Genomic DNA, 24,064 nt, shown 5'->3' on the forward strand with positions numbered 1-24,064 from the left:
CGCTCCCTCTGGGGTCTCCCCAGCTCCCCGCAGGAAAGCGAGTTGTCCCCGAGCAAGCCCAAGCACTCATAAACGTAACGGGCCTTTTCAGCTCTTTTTTGAGGTTTTTGTCGAATGGTGGCGAATAACCGAAAATACCCTCGAATCTATACAAACTTTTACTTATTTAGTATATGATGAGAGTACTATTATACGTGTACTTGATTAGAAAGAACTACGCGATCAAGGAAAAGAGAGGGATGTGTGTGGTTCAAACTGAAAAGGTGGAAGAGTACTTTCTCATAGACGAGTGCTTGGAAATGTTTAATGTAGCGGGGAATTGGCTGTGTTTATTAAATGAAGAGAAAGGTGAGGTCCGCGTTAATGAACAATTCATGAAGTTGTTCAAGTTAGATCACCCAGTGATCAATCGTGATGAGTGGGTATCTATGTTTAACGAAAGAGGACAAAGTGTGCTCAAGAATGATGATGCTATGACTTCTGTAGATATTTTTATGACGAGTCCTGAGGGGATTAGATTAGAAGGGGTCATGAAGAGACTATCTCCTAGCAGAGTTATGGTTACGGGCCATCATTCATTGACGAGTCAAGGCAAAGGGAGTTATCAAATTGATAGTCAATTAGGGACGATTCCGGCTTCGCAATCGGTCGATCATTTTATGACTTGGCTTTCTTTGATAGATGAGCAACTGAATAATCAACCCCTAAGCTCTAAGAGTTTAGAACGGTTTCTTGAAGCGCCAGGTGGAAGTTCGGTTGTCTATAATCGTTTGAAAGAAGTTGTTGAGCACATTCCTCATGGTTTTGCGGTGATCAGTCGGGATTGGGAGATTTTGTACGTAAATCCTACGCTTGAAGAAATACTCGACCGTTCTTCAGAAACGTTGTGTAATCGCAATCTTTGGGAGGTTTTTCCTGGCGAGGTCTATCAAAACTACTACCTGCATTACAAGCGAGCTTTTGAGCTCAATCAGGTTGTAAAGTTCCAAGATTATATTTATGGGACTGGAAGGGTGGTAGACGTAACTGCATATCCTTCTAATGATGAACTTACTGTTTTTGTTCAGGATATTACAGAAGTAAACACCTACATTCATGCCTTGCAGGAAACAGAAGAACGGTTTTCTTTACTGGCTGACAACATTAACGAAGCTTTTTGGGTTTTGTCATCCAACTTCCAAACATGGGAGTACATGAGTCCAACGTTTGAATCAATCTTTGGTCTCTCTATACCAGTTGTTGAGAGGGATTATAATACTTGGTTAGACTGTATCCATGTAAGGGACAGGGATCGTGTAATAAGAGCGTTCCGTCAAATGGGCTCGCAGAAGACGGCTTGTGAATACCGATTTGAATATGAGCCTGGTGTGTGGAAGTGGATTCGCACGAAAGGCTACCCTTTAGAGAAAGCGGAAAAGGTCATGATTGTTGGGGTTCATGAAGATATCACGGATATTAAAGAGAAAGACGAACTTATTGCTCGGTCTGAACAGTTCGAGACAATTACACGTGTTGCTGCCGGAATTGCTCACGAAATTAAGAATCCGCTCACGTCTATTAAAGGTTTCTTACAACTGATGATGTCTGGCGAATCGAGTAACGGCCAATATGGGGATATCGTCTTCTCAGAACTATCTCGTATTGAGTCGATTGTAAATGAATTTATGTTGTTAGCTAAACCGGAACAAGAAGTTGAGCTTGAAGATACAAATCTTATTGATATTATTCATTATGTTCTTGCTCTGTTTCGGGCCCAATGTCGTCAAGGTGGCATTAAAGTGACCACAGACTTTGATGCAACTATACCAGACCTCCCATCAGATCCGAAGCGGTTAAAACAAATCTTTATTAACGTTATAAAAAATGCCATTGAGGCTATAGATGGCCCTGGTGATCTTACAGTAGTTGGGATGTATAAAGTTGATATGGATGTTGTTGTTATTAACATATCGGATAGCGGAAAAGGGATTGAGCCAGAAAAAATCAAAAGGATCGGTGAACCCTTCTTCACGACAAAAGAAAAGGGAACAGGTCTTGGCATGATGGTCACAACTAAATTCGTTGAGAGCTTAGGGGGAACTGTCAAATATAAAAGTGAAATTGGTGATGGTACAACAGTTACGATTACATTACCTGTTATACATTCAGATTAAAGATCGGAGCACCTTTAAGGGGTTCCGATTTTTTTGCCGTAGGCAAAGATCCCCCAAGCATTAGATTCATAAATGCTTGGGGGAATTATACCTCTTTATTACAAGGATTGACTTTTTAAAAAAGTAACGCCTGCATCGGTGATCGCTGTTCCTGATCGTCCTTTTCCAACTTGAATGTAACCTTTTTCTTGTAGCTTCTGAAGTCTCAATCGAACTTGTTGCTCGGATAGGGGGGTCCTTTGGGTGATTTTGCTTCGACTTGCTCTGCCTTGATGTTGGTTGAGATCATAGATGACTTGAAGGAGCTCTACTTGGTCTTGTTTCTCTACAATATCTACAGCATTGGTGGATTGTGTAGTTCCGGGTTGATAAGAAACGGGATTTGGTAGATCCTCACGCTTTAATTCGTTGGATTCACGGACAGCAAGCATATAGGATATCGTATTTTTTAGTTCTCGAATATTTCCGTTCCATGGATTCATCTTTAATTGATTCATAACTGGAGTGGAGACGTGAATTTCTTCATGAGTTTGCTCCCTTATGAACATGGCTGCGAGTCCAGGGATATCTCCAGCTCGTTCTCGTAAAGCTGGCAACGATAAAGTTAACACTTTTAGGCGATGATAGAGGTCTTCTCTAAAAGCCCCTTGTTCAATGAGTTTGAGTAGGTCTTTGTTTGTTGCAGCAACGATGCGGACATCGATCGGGATATTTTTATTTCCTCCTATACGGCGGATTTCCATCTCTTGAATGACACGCAAAAGTCTTGCTTGCATCTTCACGCTTACATCGCCTATCTCATCGAGGAAAATTGTCCCTCCATCGGCTTGTTCGAATAATCCCCTCTTTCCCCCTTTTTTAGCCCCTGTGAAAGCTCCTTCTTCGTATCCAAATAATTCACTCTCTAGTAAGTCTTCAGGTAAAGCGCTAAAGTTAACAGCTAGAAATGGTTGATATTTTCTCGATGAAACGTTGTGGATCGCATTTGCATAAAGTTCCTTTCCTGTTCCGCTTTCTCCTTGGATTAGAACAGGGAGTTCAGTTTGGGCGAGGCGGTTGGCGATTTGCTTTGTTTTTAGAACGGCCGGACTGTTACCGATGATATCGTCAAACGTATGTTTAGCGATATAACCTTTTTGGAGAAGGTCATGACGGGCTGCTTTTTGCATAGAAATGGTTTCGTCTGTATTCTTGAAAATAATCACAGTCGTATCTTCTTCATTTAAATGGAAGCGATAAACCATCAAGTTCAATCCGTTAATTGTAAAGTAACGACTTGTTTCATCGTTTTGAAAAATAAACGAGAGAAGGGAGTCTTGCTTAAAAATATGTTGAATGTGTTTCCCGATTGCATGAACGGAAGAAACGCGGATATACTGTTCAGCCACTTGATTAAAAACGGTAATCTTCCCTCTTGAATCAAACGCAACAACCCCGTCATTCACTCCATCAACCACATGTTTTAAATGCTGGTTTAGTAAAGTAGTCTGCTGGTTTACGAGAGATAGATGGTGACTTAGTTCGATGATTTTTCTAGTATAACGATCGGAAATCTCTCCACCTAAAGCTTCTTTAAGATTAAAGTGCTCTAAAATCTCCATAAGAGTCGTAATGTCAATTAGACGAACCCCGATGTTAATCTTCTGTGTAACGGAGTCAGGAATTAAATGCACTTCGCCTGGTGTAATGGCTGTTTTGATGGTTTGCTGATCGGGAGTAAGTGTTTTGCCGGGGTAATATGGGACGTAATGGATGTGATGAATTCCGATTTTCTGAAGCGTCTCGATCGATTCTTCTGCTGTTTGGGGGAAGTCATTAACGTATAATACTCTCTCTCCTTGTGGGAGTTCAAAGAGTTGGTCGATATATTCATAGTTTGTGGTACGTCGAGCTACGATGACTTTACACCCTTGTCCTACTACGTGTTGAACTTCTTTATCTATGATAGCGGATGAATAGATAACGAGTTGATCTGTCAGAGTATCTGGTAGCCAATCTTCGGAGGCGTAGCTATGAATGGTGATAAATTCTCCGAGGATATCGTTTAGCTGTTCTTGAAGTGTATGTTGCGTTTCAGTTGTTCCAGCTAATAAGACAAGCTCTTGTGTTCTCATTGAATTCTCCTTTTAGGTTGTTAATGGTTTAATTATAACACCCTAAAACAACGATATGAGAGATTACGAACCAATTGACACCAGAAAATTCAGATTATTAAGTTGGCATGATTTTTGCATCTAAGTACATAAGACCATTACAGGGAGGAATTAAAATGGAGAAAGACCAAAGAGAACCAAAGAAAGGGATAACGGTGCCTCATACGTACGTTATTATCTTTTTTGTGGTTGTATTGGCAGCTGTTCTGACATATGTGGTTCCGGCTGGGGTATTCGAGACGAAAGAGGTAACGTATGAGAAAGGTGGAGAGACGCAAACCGAAACGGTCCTGGTTCCGGATAGCTTCAGTTATGTTGAAGGAGAGCAGGAAGGAACTAGTTTATTTGAACCTGGAGGAGGCGCTGGTTTCTTAAACTACGTTTTTGAAGGGTTGGTTTCAGGAAGTAAATGGGGATCTGCTGTTGGAGTAATCGCCTTTATCATCATTGTTGGTGGTGCTTTTGGAATTATCATTCGCACCCGTGCGATTGAAGAGGGGATTCTTTCAGTTATTGATAAAACGAAAGGGAAAGAGGGACTTATTATTCCGATCTTATTCTTTCTCTTTTCTCTAGGTGGAGCAGTATTTGGTATGGGGGAAGAAGCAATTGCTTTTGCTATGATCCTCGTTCCTTTAGTTGTTGCACTTGGTTATGATGCAATCACGGGAGTCATGATTACGTATGTAGCAACTCAAATTGGATTTGCAACTTCTTGGATGAACCCTTTTGGAGTAGCTATTGCTCAAGGGGTCGCCGGAGTTCCGGTATTCTCTGGTGCGCCTTTCCGAATTGCGATGTGGGCATTCTTCACGCTGTTAGGAATTGCTTATACATGGTGGTATGCAAATAAGATTCGAAAGCAGCCAACTCGCTCGCTATCGTATCAATCTGACGAGTACTTTAGGGAAGACTTCAAATCAAAGGATCTGGATGTTCATTTTAAAACAGGTCACATTCTCGTCCTATTAACCGTGTTAGCCGGTATTGCATGGATTATTTGGGGCGTTGTTGAGCATGCTTACTATATTCCTGAGATCGCAAGTCAGTTCTTCACGATGGGACTTGTGGCAGGTATTATTGGAGTGATCTTTAAATTAAATAACATGCGGGTTAACGATATTGCCGATGCTTTTGCTAGTGGGGCGAAAGATTTACTGCCAGCAGCATTAGTTGTAGGGATGGCGCAAGGGATTGTAATTATCTTAGGTGGAGACAACCCGGCTGAACCTTCAATTTTAAATACTGTATTGTATGGAGCGGGGCAGCTCTTTGATGGTGTAGCTCCGGCTATATCAGCCTGGTTTATGTATGTGTTCCAAACGGTATTTAATTTCTTTGTTGTATCTGGTTCTGGGCAGGCTGCTTTAACGATGCCGCTTATGGCTCCGCTTGCTGAACTTGCAGGTGTGACAAAGCAAGTTGCTGTACTAGCTTTCCAACTAGGAGATGGCTTTGCGAATATTATTGTTCCAACATCTGCAGCTCTTATGGGGTCATTAGGAGCAGCGAGATTAGAGTGGGGGACTTGGTTTAAGTTTGTTATTAAGTTCTTCGTCGTGTTATTTATCGGAGGATCCTTGTTTGTTATCGGAGCTTCTTTACTTAACTTTGTGTAGACAGCAGGAAAGGTGTGAGAATCTATGCTAACTCTTATTCAGAATGGTGATGTATATGCGCCGCAATATATAGGAAGAAAAGACATTTTACTCGTAGATCAAAAAATTGGAGCGATTGCAGATTCGATCCCGGTTCCGGAGAACTTTGTGGATGTTAATGTCATTGATGCAACTGGGAAAAAAATCGTTCCTGGCTTTATTGATTCCCATGTACACATTACAGGAGGTGGTGGCGAGGGTAGTTATAAGACTCGGACGCCAGAACTTCAGTTAACAGACGCTACGCTTGGTGGAATTACGACCCTAGTAGGCGTATTAGGGACAGATGGAACAACCCGAACAATGACGAACCTTGTTGCAAAAGCCAGAGCATTACGAGAGGAAGGGATCAGTTGCTTTGCTCATACTGGTTCCTATCAAGTACCTGTGAAGACGCTGACGGGTAAGATCGAGGATGACCTCATTTTAATTGACTTAATTATTGGGGCAGGTGAAATTGCGATAGCAGACCATCGCTCTTCCCAACCAACTATTGAGGAATTGGCGAAGATTGCATCACAGGCCCGTATCGGCGGTATTCTTTCGGGCAAGTCCGGTATTGTAAATGTACACGTCGGTGATAGTAAAGACGGGGTCTCGATCCTAGAAGAGATTGCAGATGGAACGGATATCCCGATAAAACAATTTTACCCCACCCATATGAACCGGAATCCGCATTTATTTGAAGCGGGTATTCAATACGCGCTAAAGGGTGGCTATGTTGATTTTACAACAAGTACCATCCCAAAGTTCCTCGAAGAAGGTGAAGTAAAATGTGGCCGTGCATTAAAAAGGATGCTAGAAGCAGGTGTTCCCGTAGAGCAAATCACGTTTACTTCAGACGGTCAGGCAAGCTTACCTGACTTTGACGCAAATGGTGAATTTATTGGCCTGAAGTTAGGGAAAGTAGATACGCTATATAAAGCAGTAAGAGAAGCGGTAATAGAAGAAGGTATTGAGCTAGAAACAGCTATCCGAACCGTTACGAGTAACCCAGCTCGCATTCTGAAGCTTACTCATAAAGGGGAGCTTTCAAAAGGGAAAGATGCGGATCTTGTTTTGCTTGATGAGAATCTTCAAGTGGATACGGTATTTGCCCTTGGTAAGCTTATGGTTGAGGGCAAAGAAGCCATTGTTAAAGGTACGTTTGAATAAACTAAAAAAATTTAATGCATTTCGATCGAAACGACCAGAGAATGTGCTCTGGTCGTTTTTTAATAGGTTGTGAAAGACTGTAAGATGCGGGGTCTAATTTGTTCAGTTATGGGGAAACGTGTAAGTACAAGAACGGAAGGGATTGATCAGATGAAATACATATTAATTGGGATGACTGCCCTAACATTAGTCGCGTGTCAGGCGGAAGAAAAAAAACAAGAAGCTGAACCTGTTACGAAAGATCAAACGGATAGAGGAGAGGTCATTGCAAAGAACCTTGATGTACCCTGGGATATCAATAAGGTGGGGGATTCGTTTTATATTAGTGAGCGCAGTGGAACGATTGTGAAAGTCCAAGAAGATGGAGTGAAAGAAGAGATGCCTCTTCAATTAGATAAGCAAGTGGTTCAACAAGGGGAAGGGGGTCTGCTCGGATTTGTGCTTCATCCTGATTTTGATAAAAATCGTTTAGCGTTTCTGTACCATACGTATGAAGCTCAGGGGCGATTTAATCGAGTGATTACGGTGAGGCTTGAGGATGACACTTGGAAGGAGCTGAATGTTCTTATTGATCGTATTCCAGGTAGTAATATTCATAATGGAGGGCGGTTGGAGATTGGACCCGATCAGCTTCTTTATATTTCTACAGGTGACGCTGCGAATGAAAGTAGTGCGCAAGATCGGAACAGCCTTGCGGGTAAAATTTTGCGCATGAATCTTGATGGTTCAATTCCTTCAGATAATCCTTTTGCTAACTCGTACATTTATAGTTACGGCCATCGTAACCCACAAGGAATGACGTGGGCAGAGGATGGAACGATGTATGCAGCTGAACATGGCTCTAGAGCTTATGATGAAATTAATCTGATTAAACCAGGTTCAAACTACGGCTGGCCTGTAATTCGCGGGGATGAACAGAAAGCTGGTATGGAGAAACCCTTATTTCACTCTGGGAAAGACACATGGGCTCCTTCAGGATTGAGATACAATAACGAAAAGCTCTATATGGCAGGATTGCGAGGAGAACAGATACGGGCCTTCGATTTAAAGAAAGGGACATCTCGTATATATAAAGATGGGGTTGGTCGTGTGCGTGACTTAATAATAGAAGAAAATGTTTTGTACTTTGTAACGAATAATACGGATGGAAGGGGCACGCCGCAACCTGATGACGATAAACTTTATCGTACTGAGATGATGGATCGGTCACAGTAAAGTGTCACATTCACCCAGTCAAAAGAATACACTAACATCGACTTAAGAAACAAAAAGGGGAGATAAATGTGTATCAACAGCAACCATTTAATATGCAAATGCCTGGACAACAAGGCATGATGGGTCAAGGGAACGGAATGCAAATGCCGCAGCAAGGCATGGGTCAAGGGAACGGAATGCAAATGCCGCAGCAAGGCATGGGTCAAGGGAACGGAATGCAAATGCCACAGCAAGGCATGGGTCAGGGTAACGGAATGCAAATGCCACAGCAAGGCATGGGTCAGGGTAACGGAATGCAAATGCCACAGCAAGGCATGGGTCAAGGTAACGGGATGCAAATGCCACAGCAGGGCATGGGTCAAGGGGAAGGACCTTCTCAAAATATGAGTATGAAAGATAAGCAAAACCAAGCGAATAGTCACATGCATTACTTTGTAATCATTGAAATGCAAGATGGTGCTCAATATGAAGGGATTATTGATGAAGTAGATAAAGAAAATGTCTACATGCTTGTTCCAATGGGTGATGAGGAAGATGGTGAATCACCAGATGAGCGCCAGTTTGGGTATGGTGGATATGGCGGCTACGGAGGGTATGGTGGTTATGGATATGGTTATCCAAGACGCTTCCGTCGCTTCAGAAGGTACCGTTTCCCATTCTTCGGAATTGGCCGTCTGTTCTATCCGTTCTTCTTTTAATCAAACGTTTGATCAATAATAGAAGAGGCCCAAAGAATGGGCCTCTTTTTGTATGATTCCACCTCCCATAAATTACTGTCTATCTCTGGTGGAAAATGTCTTGCTGTAAAACGCTTGCACGTACTATACTCTTCTATGGTATTATGCGTGAATAATGAAAACAGATCGAGAGGAATACATCGTGGATTTTTTAACAACAACATTTGAACAAATTAACAGTTTCTTATGGGGGCCGGTTATGCTCCTATTTTTACTTGGGACAGGTCTTTGGTTAACAATACAGCTTGGTTTCATTCAAGTTCGTTTTTTAGGAGAAGGGTTTAAACGAACGTTTGCCCCTTTGTTTAAAAAGCAGGAGGAAGAAGACGGTATTAATTCGTTTAAAGCACTTGCTACATCCATTTCAGCACAAGTTGGTACGGGTAACCTTGCTGGTGTAGCAACGGCGATTGCTGCTGGTGGTCCCGGCGCAATATTCTGGATGTGGATTAGTTCTTTCTTTGGCATGGCGACAATCTTCGCTGAAGCGGTGCTTTCGCAAGTGTATAAAGTGAAAAAAGGAGATCAGGTCTATGGTGGTCCGGCTTATTATATAAGAGATGGTCTCGGCAGTCGCTGGCTTGCAGGCTTTTTCGCGATTGCGATTATATTTGCGTTAGGGTTTGTAGGGAACATGGTGCAATCTAATGCGATTACTGTAGCAATGAACGAAACAATCGGAAATCATTCTCAATTCTTTAATATTATCTTGGGTGTCCTTATTGCCTTCTTTGTTGGGCTCATTCTTTTTGGAGGAATTAGCCGTATTTCAACATTCGCTGGGAATGTTGTTCCCGTAATGGCGCTCCTTTATATTATAGGAAGTCTCGTTATCCTGTTCTTGCATGCTGATCAGGTCATTCCAACTTTAAAGTTGATTGTACAATCAGCTATTAGCCCTGAAGCTGCAGGTGGTGGTGTACTTGGAGCGACGATTAAAGAAGCAGTACGTTATGGAATTGCGCGTGGACTTTTTTCAAACGAAGCAGGTATGGGTTCAACACCACATGCTCATGCTGTTGCAAACGTGAAGCATCCAGCCCAACAAGGTTTAGTTGCGATGGTTGGTGTATTTATTGATACGGTTGTTATTTGTACGCTAACAGCTATGGTCGTGTTGTTAACAAATGCTCATAAATCAGGATTAGAAGCGAGTGCGATTACTCAAGAGGGGTTTGCGCGAGGCTTGGGTTCATTCGGAACTCCGTTTATCGCGATATGTTTACTTTTCTTTGCGTTCACGACCATCCTCGGATGGGCTTATTTCGGCGAAGTGAATGTGAAGTTTCTGTTTGGAGAAAAAGGTGTTCCGTTTTACAGAAGTATTGTTTTAATTTGCATTGTATTGGGAGCTCTCGTTCAAGTGGATTTTGTTTGGGAAATGGCTGACACGTTTAACGCATTAATGGTCATTCCAAACATTCTTGCTCTTATTGGCTTAACGAAAATAATTAAAAAAACATGGAAGACTTACTTACATGACTTCCGCTAGATGATAAAAGGGGGACAGGCCCCTGTAGCGTCTTAACGAGCTACAGGGAACCTGTCCCTTTCTTGTTGTTCATCTTGTTCTGCTTTAGCATCTGCCTTTGTAATAGAGATCCCGGTGTACCCGTAGAATAGGTTAATCCCAATTACGAGATAAGCAAAGAAAATAAATGGTATGAAGCTATAAGGGCTAACGTTTGTAATATTGCTAACGAATAGTGCCGTAACTCCCCATGGGACTAAGTTGATTCCCACGGTACCAGCTGCTTCCACTGTGCGAGATAAGTTCTTTGGATGAACCCCTTGTTTCTCGTATGCTTCAGCCATAGCGCGGGATGGAAGAATGACCGACAAGTACTGCTCACCACTTGTGAATGCAACAACGAGCGTTGAGAGAACTGTGCGTAACACGAGTGATCCTGTGGATTGAATCGTATTGACGATGCGATTTAATAGAACTGTGAAGATCCCTGTTCCTTCAAGAACACCGCCTAGTGCTGTTGCAGCAATAATTAAACCGATTGTTGGAAGCATGGATGTCACGCCTCCGCCTTGATCGAATAAAGCATTTAATGTCTCTGAACTTGTGCTTGGAGCGAAGCCATCTGTCATGGCGCCCATAATTTGAGCAAGTGAACTGCCTTGAACGAAGAAGGCAACGATTCCTCCAATCACGCTCACGATCACAAGGGAAGGCACTGCTGGCAATCGCTTCACGATTAAGACAATCGTAATGACCGGTAGAGTCAGAAGTAATGGATGAATGGTGAACGTGTCAGTTAGGCCAGACATAATAGAGGAGATCTTCTCTGATTGAGCAGCTCCTCCTCCTGCGTTTAAGCCAAGGAACCAGAATAAAATTAAACTAATGGCGAATGCTGGGATCGTATCCCAAAGCATGTGTCTTACGTGATCAAAGAGGTTTACCCCAACCATAGCAGGGGCGATGTTGGTCGTATCAGATAGTGGTGAAATCTTGTCACCAAAGAATGCGCCAGATACTAATGCTCCGACAATGTATGGGTCTGGTATTCCCATGCCGGCTCCAATTGCCATGAATGCCACACCAACAGTAGCAATGGCTGTGAATGAACTTCCGAGTGTAATGGCCACTACACCTGTTGTTAAGGCAATGGTAGGAAGAAATAGACTCGGTTTAATAAATTCTAATCCATAATAGATAATAGAAGGGATCGTACCACTTAACATCCACGATCCAACGATGGTACCAATAATAAATAGGATGAAGATAGCAGGTAGGGCTCTTGAAACACCGTTTTTCATATATTCTTGTAGCTCGTCCCAGGAGTTTCCTGTAATCATTCCAACGATACTAGTAGCAACAATTCCGATAATTAAGGGAAGGAACATTCCTAACTCATTCGGAATGGAGTACGCTGCCGCTGCAATAAGTGCCGCTGGCGGGAACAGAGCTAGTAGAAAGCTAGGTTTTTTATTCATAGAGTGCATTCCTTTCATAGTGAAAAAAATCTAAGATGTATACAAATTGCTTTAACGCTTTTATGCTTTTATGCTTTTACTTACTAAAATATTTTACTTGCATCTGCCTGGAATGTCAACATAAGCATGGAACGAGATTAGAAAAGAGTCCGGATGGGTGGAAAGGGGAAGAGCGCGGTCCGAAAGCGGCGAGCAACGGCCCGAAAAGTGAACGCGTACAAGCCGCGAGCGACGGCTCGAAAAGTGAAGAGCACGGCCCAAGAAGGACGAGCACGACCTCAAAACCAAAACAAAAAGGCTGTCCTAATATTGTTAGGACAGCCTTTTTTTATTTTGCAGCTTTTTGAAGTTTTTGAATCATTTGTAGGGAACGGCCTGTGCCGATTGCGACAGATTCCAATGGGTTTGGAGCAAGGTGAACAGGAACAGAGATCTCGCTGCTTAACCATTCTTCCATACCATTTAATAAAGCTCCTCCGCCTGTGATGACAACGCCGTGGTCTACAATATCGCCGCTTAGTTCAGGTGGGCAATCTTCTAGTGTAGCACGGACGGTTTCGAGAATGTTTTCAAGATTTTCGCGTAAGGCAGATTGAACTTCTCCAGAGCCAAGTGTAATCGTCTTAGGTAAGCCAGTTACCATGTCGCGGCCGCGGACTTCCATCGTTAGTTCTTCGTGATCGACTAGTGCATAGCCGATGTTGATTTTAATTTCTTCAGCTGTGCGTTCACCGATAAGCACATTGTAGTTTCGGCGTACGTGTTGAACGATTTCTTCATCCATAGTGTCTCCGCCATAGCGAACCGAACGGCAGGAAACGACACCACCAAAGGAGATAATCGCTACTTCACTTGTACCACCGCCAATATCGAGAACAACGTTTGCAACGGGATCACTTACAGGAAGATCAGCACCAATTGCTGCTGCTACTGGCTCTTCAATTAAGTGAACATGCTTTGCGCCATAACTTTTTACAGCGTTATGGATCGCACGACGCTCAACAGAAGTGGAACCAGATGGTGTGCAAATAACTACGTTCGGTTTACGCATAGAAAGACCCATTTTCTTACTGACCTTTTTAAGCATTTCTTTTAACATTTGTGCGGTTATGTCATAGTCCGCAATAACTCCTTCTCGAAGAGGGCGGATCGGGATGACGTTCTTAGGTGTTTTTCCGACCATTTGTTTAGCTTCTTTCCCGACAGCTAAAACATTTTTAGTTTCTGTATCAATAGCTACAACAGAGGGTTCGTTTAAAACAATCCCTTTATTTTTAGAATAAATTAAAACGTTCGCAGTACCTAAATCAATACCAATTTCTGCATTAGAAAACATGTGTAGCGTTCCTCCAATGATGTATTTCTTCCTATAGTTTTCTCCTATAAGCCAAGTTTTATGGGGGTGTCAGACGTCGCGATTTGTGCGCAATATATTCCAGTATTGCTAATGAGGGATGATGTATTTAAGCATAAAAAAACAGAGAGCGCGAGGGCTCTCTGTTTTTCAAGCAACCTTACTTAGCAGCTTTGCCGAAGTATAGGTTTGCAAGAATGTGCTTTTTATAGCTTTCAAGCTTGCGGCCTTCGTAACGGCTCATGCCAGCTTTTTTAAGTTCGTTAACATACCAACCTTTGCTTCCGATATGCATGGCTAACATCCTTTCTTCTATAGCATTTAATAAAGAGCAATAATCATCGTTGTCATTGTACCATCTTTCCCAAGCTAGTGAAAGGGTATCCCTTTATTTTTTTGGTCCTGTATATGTTTACTCTTGTTTTTCATTCGTTTCATATATCCACCATATATGTGAGAGGCTTGAAGTTGGGTTTTGGTTGAGGACGTTACGTTTATTGAGGGAATGGGGGCTTGGAAACGTCCCCTCTTTTTTGGGTTACAATATATGGATCCTGTTCGAGGGTGCTCGAATTTCCTTTTAAACTAGTACAAAAGTGAGTGCTGATGTTAAACTATTGGGAGTAGGTAAGGTTTAGGAAAGGGTGTAAGGTGTGACATCACAGCACTATTTGACATATGAGGACATTTTAAAACGTATTGAATTATTAAATGAGCAATACGAGTTAAATGATAGATATTTTGCTTCCATTACAGATCAGCTATTGGCGAGTGAGCGTTCGGCTGATGAGATTATAATGGATGGGTTTCAGCAGTTTCTTCAACAAGTTAATGAAGAAATGAGTAACATGGAGCAGTTCATGGATGTTAAAGCTTCTTGTTTTATGGGATGTGCGTTTTGTTGTTACTTCCCAATTATTATTACCGAACTTGAAGCAAAAACAATGAAGCGGATCATTGATCATTGGCCGGCAGAACGTAAGCAGCGTATTATGGATCATTTAAAAAAGTGGCAGGTTAATTATAAGGAAGAAATTGAACATGTTACGTCCATTGATCATGAGAATGACCCTGAGTTTAAGAAGAAATATATTGCTTCACAGGTTCCTTGCCCAATGTTAGATACAGAAAGTAACATGTGTATGGCTTATGAAATCAGACCGATTCCGTGCCGGACGTATGTGAACTATGCAGACCCTCAAGTTTGTGCGGATAACTACATGCCAAAGGAAACGATTAGTTATGAATTCCTTTATGACTTTTATATGGGTTCATTAAATGAAGTTCTTCAAGAAATGTATGAAGACGGAGAAGAGATGTTTATAGACTATCCGTCAGACGTTTGGAATTATGATTATCTGGCGAACTGGGCCAAGCAGTGGATTGCGGAAGAACAACAGAAATAATGTAACAACAAGTTTACAAAGCCTCCCTTAATGTTACAAGGGAGGCTTTCTTTTGTAGACGTCAATAGCAATTCTCTTAAAAATTATACTATCAAAGGATATATATGGGAAGATTCTTGATTCTGATTAAATCTTAGTTCTAGTTTGGTGTATCAATAATTGAGCCACTTTTTCGATAATAGGTTTCATTTCAAAAAGCCTCACGAGTAAATTCCTCCCAAAAATATTACATAAAATCCGATGGTATGATGTAGATGTTCCAAACAAAGAACTCTACAGGAGGAGATTACATGTTTAAAAAAGTCACAATAACAACTGCTCTTGCAGCATCTCTTATGGCGGGAGGCGTGATGCAATCTGACGCACATGCACAGTCTCAAGATTCAATTAAGACGAAAACGTTCCAATTTGAAGGTGGACAACAAGTCAGTCAAGAACAACTAGATCAATGGATGAACGATTTTCTATCAAACTATGAAATTAAATGGAATCAACCAAACAAACAACAACTAGAAAAACCTCAACAAGAGAAGCCTAAACAAGAGGAAGCAACGCCAGCTCCTGATAAACAGCAAGCACCTGCTCCACAACAACAACAAGAGCCTGCCCAAACTCAAAAGCAACCGGAACAACAACAAACAAATGCGCTGAGTCAGTTTGAGCAAAAAGTGGTTGAACTTACAAACGAAGAGCGTGCAGCGCAGGGCTTAGAACCACTTAAGATTGATAAAGAGTTAAGCAATGTAGCCGAGAAGAAGTCTCAAGATATGGCTCAAAACGGTTACTTCTCTCATGATAGCCCAACATACGGGTCTCCATTTGATATGATGAAACAATTTGGTATTGAATACCGTACAGCAGGTGAAAACATTGCTAAAGGACAGCAAACCCCTCAAGAAGTCGTAGATGCATGGATGAATAGTGAAGGTCACCGTGCAAACATCTTAAATGAGAACTTTACCCATATTGGTGTAGGTTTCGTTGAGAATGGAAATGTATGGACACAACAATTTATTGGAAAGTAAGATCTCATTGTGCTCCGGGTTATTATACCCGGGGCATTTTTTGTGCCAATCAGGATACTTTAATAGAGGAAGAACGGGTACATAATATGAAAAGGGAAAAGGAGGCGTAGATATGGATCCTATAAAAAGAGCTTTAGAGTTAGCTGTTCAGAACGTGGGCGAAGGTGGAACGCCATTTGGGGCAGTTCTTGTAAAAGGGGATGAAATTGTAGCGGAAGATGTGAATCGTACACACCAAAGGTACGATGTTAGTGCACATGCGGAAATGGAAGCTATACGTAGGGCGCAAGAGAAGTTAGGGCAAACAGATCTTAAAGGTTGTGTGATGTACGCAAGTGGCGAGCCTTGCCCAATGTGTTTAACAGCTATGTATTTCGCCGGCATCAAGAAAGTGTTCTACGCTCAAACGATTCTTGAAGCTGAAGAAACAGGGCTTGGTTTATCTAAACACGTTTATATGGAGTTATCAAAACCTAAAGAACAACGCTCGATCGATATGGTGCACGTCCCGATTAGCAATTCAGACTTTGATGCAATGGGTTACTATAAAAAAGAAAATGGTTAACCACATGTAGATCGGGTATATTCATTGTATAAGGTAAACTACGTTACAACTTCTTGACAATCCATATGGATCCGTTTACTCTTAAAAGTAAACATATGACTTGGATTGTAACTGACTCGATCAGGCAAGACCTAAAACGTAGATTACCTCTACCCGTTTTAGGTCTTTTTAATTTCATAAAATATTCTGAAAAAGGGTGACCTAATATGTTAAAGAAATTATTTGGTAAAAAAGACAAAGTATCAGAAGAAGTACTAGTAGCTCCACTAAACGGTAAGGTGCTAGACCTTGAAGAAGTACCTGACCCTGTTTTCTCTCAAAAGATGATGGGTGAAGGACTGGCGATTGAACCTGCAGATGGTAATGTTGTAGCACCAATTGCTGGTGAAATTGTTCAATTATTCCCAACCAAGCACGCAATTGGGATCAAGACAGAAGGTGGACTAGAAGTACTTATTCACATTGGTCTTGAGACTGTTAGCATGGAAGGTGACGGTTTCGAAGGTCACGTAGAAGTTGGAGATAAAGTGAAACCGGGTGACTCTCTAATTACGTTTGATATGGATAAAGTAAAAGAAAAAGCTAAGAGCACTATTACACCAGTCATCATCACAAACAGTGATGAACTTGAGAATATGGAGCGTCTAAACAGCGGTGATGCGACTAAAGGTGAAACTGAACTTCTAAAAGTAACCGTAAAATAATACACTAGCCGCCATTTGCTTCATCAAAAGTTGTGTTTATCATGGAAAACTGCCATGATAAACACAACCTTTTATTTTTTTAGAAACGTATAGGAGGTGGCGGCGATATGAAAATTAACAAAATCCTAAATAATAATGCGGTAGTCGTTAAAGAAGACGATCAGGAAAAGATTGTAATGGGAGCGGGAATTGCCTTCCAAAAATCCAAGAATGATGTGATCAGTCAATCAAAGATTGAGAAGATCTTCGTTATGTCTGAAGGGAATAAGAAATTCCAGGAACTGTTGAAAACGCTGCCTGAAGACGTTGTTGAACTAGCAGAAGAAATTATCAGTTATGCGGAGGGCTTTTTGAAAGTCCCCCTTAGTGATCATATTCACATCTCTTTAACTGATCATATATCCTTCGCAGTAGAGCGTTTAAGACAAGGATTCCGAATTCAGAACAAGCTTATTACAGAAATAAAGACCCTTTATGCTCAAGAGTTCTCAATAGGCTTGTGGGCAATTGACTTGATTGAGAAGAGAACTGGGGTTCCGATTCCTGAGGATGAAGCCGCACATATTGCCTTGCACATTCATACGGCAAAGCTTGGAGCAAGTACGATGGAGAATACGATGAAGCATACAACGATGATTAATGAAATGATCGGTGTATTAGAAGAAGAGTCAGGCTCAAGGGTAGATCCTGAAGGGATTTCTCACCAGCGTATGGTAACGCATCTTCACTTTGCTTTAAATCGTATTGAAACAGGAGAACCATTTCATGATATGGACCCGGATATGCTTGATCTAATTCGAACAAAGTATGAAGGGGCTTTTGTGTTGTCTCAGAAGATGGCCCAGTATATTAAAGAAGAGTATGAAATTACATTCCCTGATTCCGAGATTGGTTACATTGCTCTTCACATCCAGCGAGTACTAGAACGTACCTAGACTGGAAAGGATTTTTAGGATAAAAGTATTGCATCTCGGCAACGCTTACACTACAATGGAGATACAAACTAATAAAGCAGGATTGTTACTGTTTTGGCAGGCAAGACCTAAAGTGTTTACAAGGGATAGGTGTACCCTTTGTAGATGGTTTAGGTCTTGCCTTTTTTTATATTTTAGAAACGTTCTGGTTAACTTATATTGAAAAGGGAGGAAAACAACATGGACTACAAAGATATAGCACAGAAGTTAGTTCCGTTGTTAGGTGGAAAGGATAACGTTGTCAGTGCGACTCACTGTGCAACACGTCTTCGCTTGGTGATTAGTGACGAAAGCCAGGTTGACCAATCTGCCATTGAAGAACTTGATGGGGTTAAAGGGGCCTTCTCAAGTTCAGGTCAATATCAAATTATTTTCGGTACAGGAATTGTCAACAAAGTGTTTCAACCATTTGCAAAAGAATTAGGCATTGAGCAAGGTGAGCAAAAAGAAGGTGTCGATCATAAAGAGGCAGCTAAGCAAAACATGAATCCATTTGCTCGTTTCGCTCGTATGCTTTCGAATATTTTCGTACCAATCATCCCGGCAATCGTAGCCAGCGGTATGTTAATGGGGCTTCTTGGTTTGATGAAGGCTTATGAATGGGGAGATCCAGATGGCGCGATCTTCACCATGTTAGATATGTTCTCTTCTGCAGCCTTTATTATCTTACCAATTCTGATTGGTTTTAGTGCAGCGAGAGAGTTTGGGGCGACCCCTTATCTAGGTGCTGTTATTGGTGGTATTATGACCCACCCGGCGTTATTAAACGCTTGGAATGCAGGTTCAGCTGAAATTCCTACAATGGATTTCTTTGGCTTTTCCATTGAAATGTTAGGGTATCAAGGAACAGTTATCCCGGTATTGTTAACGGTATATATCATGAGTGTTCTTGAGAAGAATATCCGCAAAGTGGTTCCAGGAGTTATTGATTTACTTGTTACACCATTCTTAACGGTTATCTTAACTGGTTTCGCAGCACTGCTTGTCGTTGGACCAGCAGGCCGTCTACTTGGTTCTGGTATTACAACGGTTTTAGATATGGTTTATGGAACAGCTCAAGGACTAGCTGGTCTAGTGTTTGGTGGTACGTACTCCCTTATCGTATTGACGGGCGTACACCACAGCTTCCACGCGATAGAAGCTGAGCTTTTAACCAAAGCAGGTAACTACCTTCTACCAATCTGGGCGATGGCAAACGTAGCTCAAGGTGGTGCTGGTCTAGCTGTATTCTTCAGAACAAAGAACAAGAAAACAAAAGAAATTGCACTTCCAGGTGCTGTATCCGCCTTCCTTGGTGTAACAGAGCCAGTCATCTTCGGTGTTAACTTGAAGCACCGTCGTCCATTCATCGGTGCGATGATTGGTGGCGCTCTAGGTGGCTTCTACGTTACCTTTACAGGCGTAATAGCGAATGGTATTGGTTTAACTGGACTACCAATGATTGCTCTAACAACAGGTTCTGACACGCTAAATTATATCATCGGACTTGTGATTGCTATCGGTGGTGCCTTCTTAGCAACATTGCTGCTAGGTTGGAAAGAAGAGAAAAAATAGAACAAATGAACAAGAAGTCAGGCCAGGTTGCCTGACTTCTTTTATTCATGTAGGACATAAGAGTTCGTTTTTGGTAATCTGTAAGTATGGAACTCGTGAAGGGAGATAGAACCATGACAAAAGGTATTATTAGTTTGGGTGAAGCACTAATCGACTTTATCCCATTAACAAGTGAGAACACTGAATATCAGAAAAGCCCAGGTGGCGCTCCGGCTAACGTTGCAGTAGGCTTGGCGCGTTTAGGAGCAAAATCAACATTTCTAGGTAAAGTAGGAGATGACTCATTAGGTCACTTCCTGAAAGATACTCTTACTTCTTATGGTGTGAGAACAGATGGCATGACCTTTACTCAAGACGTACGAACAGGTGTCGTGTTTGTATCTCTTGCAGCAAATGGGGAGCGTAGCTTTGAATTCTTCATTAATCCAAGTGCCGATCAGATGCTTCATGTAAATGATGTAGAAGAATCTTTATTTGATGAACATCGCGTTCTTCACTTCGGAACAATTTCGATGATTAATGAACCTGCTAAGCAAGCAACGAAGCATGCTGTGCAGATAGCTCGTGAAAAAGGCATGATTGTATCCTTTGATCCAAACCTACGTATGAGCTTGTGGTCGTCTGAAGATCAGGCGAAAGAAGCGATTGTTTCTATGCTTGACCAGGTAGATGTATTGAAAGTTTCAGAGGAAGAACTTGAGTTTGTTACAGGTGAGAAAGACATTGAAGCTGGAATTAAGCAATTGAACGAGAAGTACGATATTCCATTTATGCTTGTAACACTTGGTGGAGAAGGTAGTTACGTGGTTACGAATGGTGAAATGGCTAAAGTGGACGCTATGAAAGTGAATGCAGTCGATACAACTGGTGCAGGAGATGCATTCGTTTCGGGAATTCTTTATGCAATCAATGAAGCGGATGTTTCTATGGAAGAGTTATCAATTGAACAAGCTGTAGAGATGGCGAAGATGGCGAGTGTATCTGGTGCACTTGCAGCCTCGACTAAAGGTGCTATGACAGCTTTACCAACCATCGAACAAGTTAAACAACACTTATCTTCCTAAGGAGGGACTTTTGTGTCTCATAGAGATAATCAGCTTCGTCAAGAAGCTTATGCAGAAATCGAGAAATTTCGTGATCAAGTAGAAGCCGATCCTCATCGCCTTCGCTTTCATATTCAGCCCCCTGTTGGGTTGTTAAACGATCCAAATGGTTTTATTCAATATAATGGCACGTATCACATGTTTTATCAATGGATGCCATTTAAAACAGGACATGGGGCAAAATTCTGGGGCCATTACACATCTGAGGATCTAGTGAACTGGCAGGCAGAACCAATCGCTCTAACACCTTCTGAGTGGTTTGAGAAGAATGGTTGTTATTCCGGAAGTGCTGTTGAAGCGAATGGATTGATGAATTTGTTCTATACGGGTAATGTGAAAGATGAAGAAGGCAACCGTGAAAGCTATCAAGTGTTAGCAACATCAGAAGACGGAATTCATTTTGAGAAGCAAGGTGTCGTATTAGAATTACCTGAAGACTATACAGCCCACTTCCGCGATCCAAAAGTGTGGAAGCATGAAGAGTACTGGTATATGGTTGTTGGCACACAGAATCACGATCTAGAGGGACGTGTAGCGCTGTTCCGTTCATCTGACCTTAGTGATTGGGAGCACATGGGCGTTGTAACTGGTGCACATACGGATCAATTAGATGATTTCGGTTTTATGTGGGAATGTCCAGATTTGTTCGAACTTCAGGATAAGCACATCTTAGTTGTATCTCCTCAAGGGTTAGAAGTAGAAGGCAACCATTATCAAAATGTCTATCAATCTGGTTACTTTGTGGGCGATATGAATTACGAAACAGGGAAGCTTGATCATGGGTCGTTTAAAGAACTGGATCAAGGATTTGAATTCTACGCTCCTCAAACTACTGAAGATGATCAAGGGCGTCGCATTTTAGTTGGCTGGATGGGTGTACCTGATCAGGACGAAGAACATCATCCAACGATTAAACATAGATGGATCCATACGTTGACTCTTCCGAGAGAGTTAACGTTTGATGGAGACAAGCTGATTCAAAAGCCTGTAGCGGAGTTAGAGAAGCTTCGAAAAGAAGAAACCTCTTACGAACGGGTGGAATTAAATGGGGTAGAAACGACCATTGAAGGAATTGAAGGGGATGCCTTTGAACTTCAGATCGGGGTTGAACACAGCAATTCGGATGTGTTCGAACTAACGCTACGAAACAATGCGCGCGTTGTGTACCACAAGCCAAGTGGTGAATTAACTCTTGAGCGTAAACGATTTGAAGATCGTAGAATGGAATCAAGAACGTGCAAGATTGGTGAGTTAGAAGATCTTCGTTTGTTCGTAGATACATCTTCTGTAGAGATGTTTGTCAATGGCGGGGAAGAAGTCTTCACAGCTCGTTACTATCCTGAGCAAGAGAATCGTTCCGTTTATTTTGCTGCTTCAGGCGAACTGACGTTAAATGTTTCTCATTGGAAGTTATAAAAAAATAGAATCATATAAAAAAGACGCCTTTGGGTTATGCCCCAAAGGCGTCTTTCGTCTATAACCTTTTACTCTTTTGCTTCAGGGTGAAAGATGTTTAAACCTAGGTCCTTTGAGAGACGTTCAAGGATTTTACTGCCGGCTACACTGTTACCTTTAGGGTTGATGGCAGGTCCGATGACGCCTATTCCATATCGGCCTGGAACAGCTCCGAAGATCCCGCCGCTAATTCCACTTTTACATGGAAATCCAACATTTACAGCAAAGCGACCTGATTCATTATACATGCCGGATGTCATCATAATGGCTTCAATTGTTGTTAAATGATCGGGATGTAGAAGTTGCTCTCCACCTTCAATCGTTTTGCCCCCGTTTGCAAAAAACAATCCGAGTAAGGCTAAGTCCCGAACCTGAAACTCTATGGAATTAATTCTGAAATACAAGTCGAGCGCTTCCTCAGGGTCAAGGGCTACAGAACCTGTACTGCTCATATAGTAAGCAAGTGCGCGATTGCGGTCTCCTTTTCGTCTCTCGGCTTGATACACATCTTCATTCATGTGTATGTCATCATGACCAAGGACCTTCTTTAACATTGTCAAGATTCGCTCAAATCGCTCTTCCACTGATGATCCTTTAATTAAAGAACAGATGGCAATAGCTCCTGCGTTTACCATTGGATTAAATGGTCTATGTACATCATCAGCTTCTAGATGACTAATAGTATTGAAGAAATCGCCCATTGGCTCCATCCCGACGGTTTGAAACACTTTTTCTTCTCCGAGGTCCTCGAGGGCAATCATAAGACTGACAACCTTAGAAGCACTTTGTAATGAGAAGGAAAGATCTTTAGTGCCTGCTGTGTATACGTTTTGATCTAAATCAATTACAGCAATTCCGATATCATTTTGGTTGAGTTCACTCACACAAGGGAGACTTTGAACGACTTCGCCCTGAGTGGTATATGGTGTATATTCGGTGATAATTTCTTTTAAATATTCATTACTTAATGTAACCATAATGCTGCCCCCAATCGTCTTCGTCCTAATTATGTAGCCTAACTTTACAAGGTCGAAACCTACAAAACATGTGTTACAATTTATGTAATATAACGAAAACCTTTTTAAGGGAGGTTCATTTAATTGGATTTTGTATCAATGATGGCTGAGGAAAAGATTAAACAAGCCGAGCGTGAAGGGGCGTTCAAGGACCTTCCTGGTAAAGGGAAACCGCTCGACTTGTCAGAGATTCAAGCTGTTCCTGAGGACCTGAGGGCGAGTTATACGATTTTGAAGAATGCGAATATGCTCCCTGAAGAGATGGAAGTGAAAAAGGAAATGATTCGTATCGAAGAACTAGTAGAACTTTGTAATGATGAAGAAGAACGACTAGCCTATCAAAAAGAGTTAAACGAAAAGCAGATTCACTTCCAAACGCTTATGGAAAAACGGAAGATGAAGGAATCTGGTGCTTATAAGAGATATAGCGGTAAGATTCGGAGAAGGTTTGGTTTATAATCTCATAAGTTTTCAGCTTTTACTATCTAAGAACCCTTAAGGATAAGTGTTCTTTTTTATGCGCTGACCTTCTCTTTAGAGAGTAGGGGGGATGTGGGCATATAAATGCTACATTTATTAAAGAATATAAATGGTACGACGAGGCTGAAATTAATCGTACGATTGATTATCTCTTGAATGGTCTTCAGACTGCGCAAGATTAACAACACCACTGTGTTCTCTTTTGAAGAGTACGCAGTGGTGTTTTTGTTGTAGTCAGAGAGATTCAGTAACCTTAAGAGTCGAAGCTGAGACACTTTATTGTGATTGGGGCCGTTACGTTTAATGAGAGCAAGGGGCAGTCTTGGTGACTACTCGCTTTCCTGCGGTGAGCTTGGAAGCCTCCTCAATCGCTAAGCGCTTTCCGGATTGGGATGAGTAGAGCATAAA

At 41.7% G+C, this 24,064-nt stretch carries 20 protein-coding genes; 15 read left to right on the forward strand and 5 right to left on the reverse strand.

Going from position 1 to position 24,064, the window contains the following annotated elements:
• The first annotated feature begins 245 nt into the window (after positions 1-245).
• Positions 246-2,153, forward strand: coding sequence for an ATP-binding protein (locus IMZ31_RS02285; protein ID WP_207529040.1), 1,908 nt, complete (start codon positions 246-248; stop codon positions 2,151-2,153).
• Positions 2,154-2,251: 98 nt separating this feature from the next.
• On the opposite strand, the gene IMZ31_RS02290 is transcribed toward IMZ31_RS02285, so the two are convergent.
• Complete coding sequence (locus IMZ31_RS02290) at positions 2,252-4,267, reverse strand: sigma 54-interacting transcriptional regulator (protein WP_207529041.1); 2,016 nt, start codon at positions 4,265-4,267, stop codon at positions 2,252-2,254.
• A gap of 155 nt (positions 4,268-4,422) precedes the next feature.
• Between IMZ31_RS02290 and yfcC the strand changes: the two genes are divergently transcribed.
• The 5 genes from yfcC (at position 4,423) to IMZ31_RS02315 (ending at position 10,563) form a co-directional block, all read left to right on the forward strand.
• On the forward strand, positions 4,423-5,925 hold the full coding sequence (gene yfcC / locus IMZ31_RS02295; protein ID WP_207529042.1) for a putative basic amino acid antiporter YfcC: 1,503 nt from the start codon (positions 4,423-4,425) through the stop codon (positions 5,923-5,925).
• A gap of 24 nt (positions 5,926-5,949) precedes the next feature.
• Positions 5,950-7,119: a beta-aspartyl-peptidase gene (gene iadA / locus IMZ31_RS02300; protein ID WP_207529043.1), complete on the forward strand. Its 1,170-nt coding sequence runs from the start codon at positions 5,950-5,952 to the stop codon at positions 7,117-7,119.
• A 150-nt stretch (positions 7,120-7,269) separates the two neighbouring features.
• Positions 7,270-8,334 (forward strand): PQQ-dependent sugar dehydrogenase, encoded by a 1,065-nt coding sequence (locus IMZ31_RS02305; RefSeq protein WP_207529044.1) that lies wholly within the window; start codon positions 7,270-7,272, stop codon positions 8,332-8,334.
• Between the two features lie 68 nt (positions 8,335-8,402).
• Positions 8,403-9,032 carry a hypothetical protein gene (locus IMZ31_RS24405; RefSeq protein WP_242705622.1) on the forward strand — a complete coding sequence of 210 codons (630 nt, stop codon included), beginning with the start codon at positions 8,403-8,405 and terminating at the stop codon, positions 9,030-9,032.
• A gap of 181 nt (positions 9,033-9,213) precedes the next feature.
• The gene (locus IMZ31_RS02315; RefSeq protein ID WP_207529045.1) at positions 9,214-10,563 is read left to right on the forward strand and encodes an alanine/glycine:cation symporter family protein; all 1,350 of its coding nucleotides are present in this window, start codon (positions 9,214-9,216) and stop codon (positions 10,561-10,563) included.
• A gap of 32 nt (positions 10,564-10,595) precedes the next feature.
• On the opposite strand, the gene nhaC is transcribed toward IMZ31_RS02315, so the two are convergent.
• The 3 genes from nhaC to IMZ31_RS02330 all read right to left on the reverse strand — a co-directional run bounded on the left by nhaC (position 10,596) and on the right by IMZ31_RS02330 (position 13,669).
• Complete coding sequence (nhaC, locus tag IMZ31_RS02320) at positions 10,596-12,020, reverse strand: Na+/H+ antiporter NhaC (protein WP_207529046.1); 1,425 nt, start codon at positions 12,018-12,020, stop codon at positions 10,596-10,598.
• A gap of 328 nt (positions 12,021-12,348) precedes the next feature.
• The gene (gene mreBH, locus IMZ31_RS02325; protein WP_207529047.1) at positions 12,349-13,356 is read right to left on the reverse strand and encodes a rod-share determining protein MreBH; all 1,008 of its coding nucleotides are present in this window, start codon (positions 13,354-13,356) and stop codon (positions 12,349-12,351) included.
• 178 nt (positions 13,357-13,534) lie between these two features.
• Complete coding sequence (locus IMZ31_RS02330) at positions 13,535-13,669, reverse strand: YflJ family protein (protein ID WP_207529048.1); 135 nt, start codon at positions 13,667-13,669, stop codon at positions 13,535-13,537.
• 358 nt (positions 13,670-14,027) lie between these two features.
• Between IMZ31_RS02330 and IMZ31_RS02335 the strand changes: the two genes are divergently transcribed.
• The 8 genes from IMZ31_RS02335 to IMZ31_RS02370 all read left to right on the forward strand — a co-directional run bounded on the left by IMZ31_RS02335 (position 14,028) and on the right by IMZ31_RS02370 (position 22,121).
• Positions 14,028-14,780: a YkgJ family cysteine cluster protein gene (locus IMZ31_RS02335; RefSeq protein WP_207529049.1), complete on the forward strand. Its 753-nt coding sequence runs from the start codon at positions 14,028-14,030 to the stop codon at positions 14,778-14,780.
• A gap of 290 nt (positions 14,781-15,070) precedes the next feature.
• Positions 15,071-15,805 carry a CAP domain-containing protein gene (locus tag IMZ31_RS02340; protein WP_207529050.1) on the forward strand — a complete coding sequence of 245 codons (735 nt, stop codon included), beginning with the start codon at positions 15,071-15,073 and terminating at the stop codon, positions 15,803-15,805.
• 112 nt (positions 15,806-15,917) lie between these two features.
• Positions 15,918-16,370, forward strand: a complete 453-nt coding sequence (locus tag IMZ31_RS02345; RefSeq protein ID WP_207529051.1) for a nucleoside deaminase — start codon at positions 15,918-15,920, stop codon at positions 16,368-16,370.
• Positions 16,371-16,576: 206 nt separating this feature from the next.
• The gene (locus IMZ31_RS02350; RefSeq protein WP_207529052.1) at positions 16,577-17,074 is read left to right on the forward strand and encodes a PTS sugar transporter subunit IIA; all 498 of its coding nucleotides are present in this window, start codon (positions 16,577-16,579) and stop codon (positions 17,072-17,074) included.
• A 107-nt stretch (positions 17,075-17,181) separates the two neighbouring features.
• Positions 17,182-18,009 carry a PRD domain-containing protein gene (locus IMZ31_RS02355; protein ID WP_207529053.1) on the forward strand — a complete coding sequence of 276 codons (828 nt, stop codon included), beginning with the start codon at positions 17,182-17,184 and terminating at the stop codon, positions 18,007-18,009.
• Between the two features lie 219 nt (positions 18,010-18,228).
• Positions 18,229-19,602 carry a sucrose-specific PTS transporter subunit IIBC gene (locus tag IMZ31_RS02360; protein WP_207529054.1) on the forward strand — a complete coding sequence of 458 codons (1,374 nt, stop codon included), beginning with the start codon at positions 18,229-18,231 and terminating at the stop codon, positions 19,600-19,602.
• 113 nt (positions 19,603-19,715) lie between these two features.
• Positions 19,716-20,666, forward strand: coding sequence for a carbohydrate kinase family protein (locus tag IMZ31_RS02365; RefSeq protein ID WP_207529055.1), 951 nt, complete (start codon positions 19,716-19,718; stop codon positions 20,664-20,666).
• 12 nt (positions 20,667-20,678) lie between these two features.
• The gene (locus IMZ31_RS02370) at positions 20,679-22,121 is read left to right on the forward strand and encodes a glycoside hydrolase family 32 protein (protein ID WP_207529056.1); all 1,443 of its coding nucleotides are present in this window, start codon (positions 20,679-20,681) and stop codon (positions 22,119-22,121) included.
• Between the two features lie 68 nt (positions 22,122-22,189).
• On the opposite strand, the gene glsA is transcribed toward IMZ31_RS02370, so the two are convergent.
• A complete protein-coding gene (glsA, locus tag IMZ31_RS02375; RefSeq protein WP_207529057.1) occupies positions 22,190-23,137 on the reverse strand; it encodes a glutaminase A in 948 nt (315 codons plus the stop codon).
• 123 nt (positions 23,138-23,260) lie between these two features.
• Between glsA and IMZ31_RS02380 the strand changes: the two genes are divergently transcribed.
• Entirely contained in the window at positions 23,261-23,635 is a 375-nt protein-coding gene (locus IMZ31_RS02380) for a DnaJ family domain-containing protein (RefSeq protein WP_371825475.1), read from the forward strand.
• The last annotated feature ends 429 nt before the right edge of the window (positions 23,636-24,064 follow it).

The sequence above is a fragment of the Pontibacillus sp. ALD_SL1 genome (genome assembly GCF_017355605.1).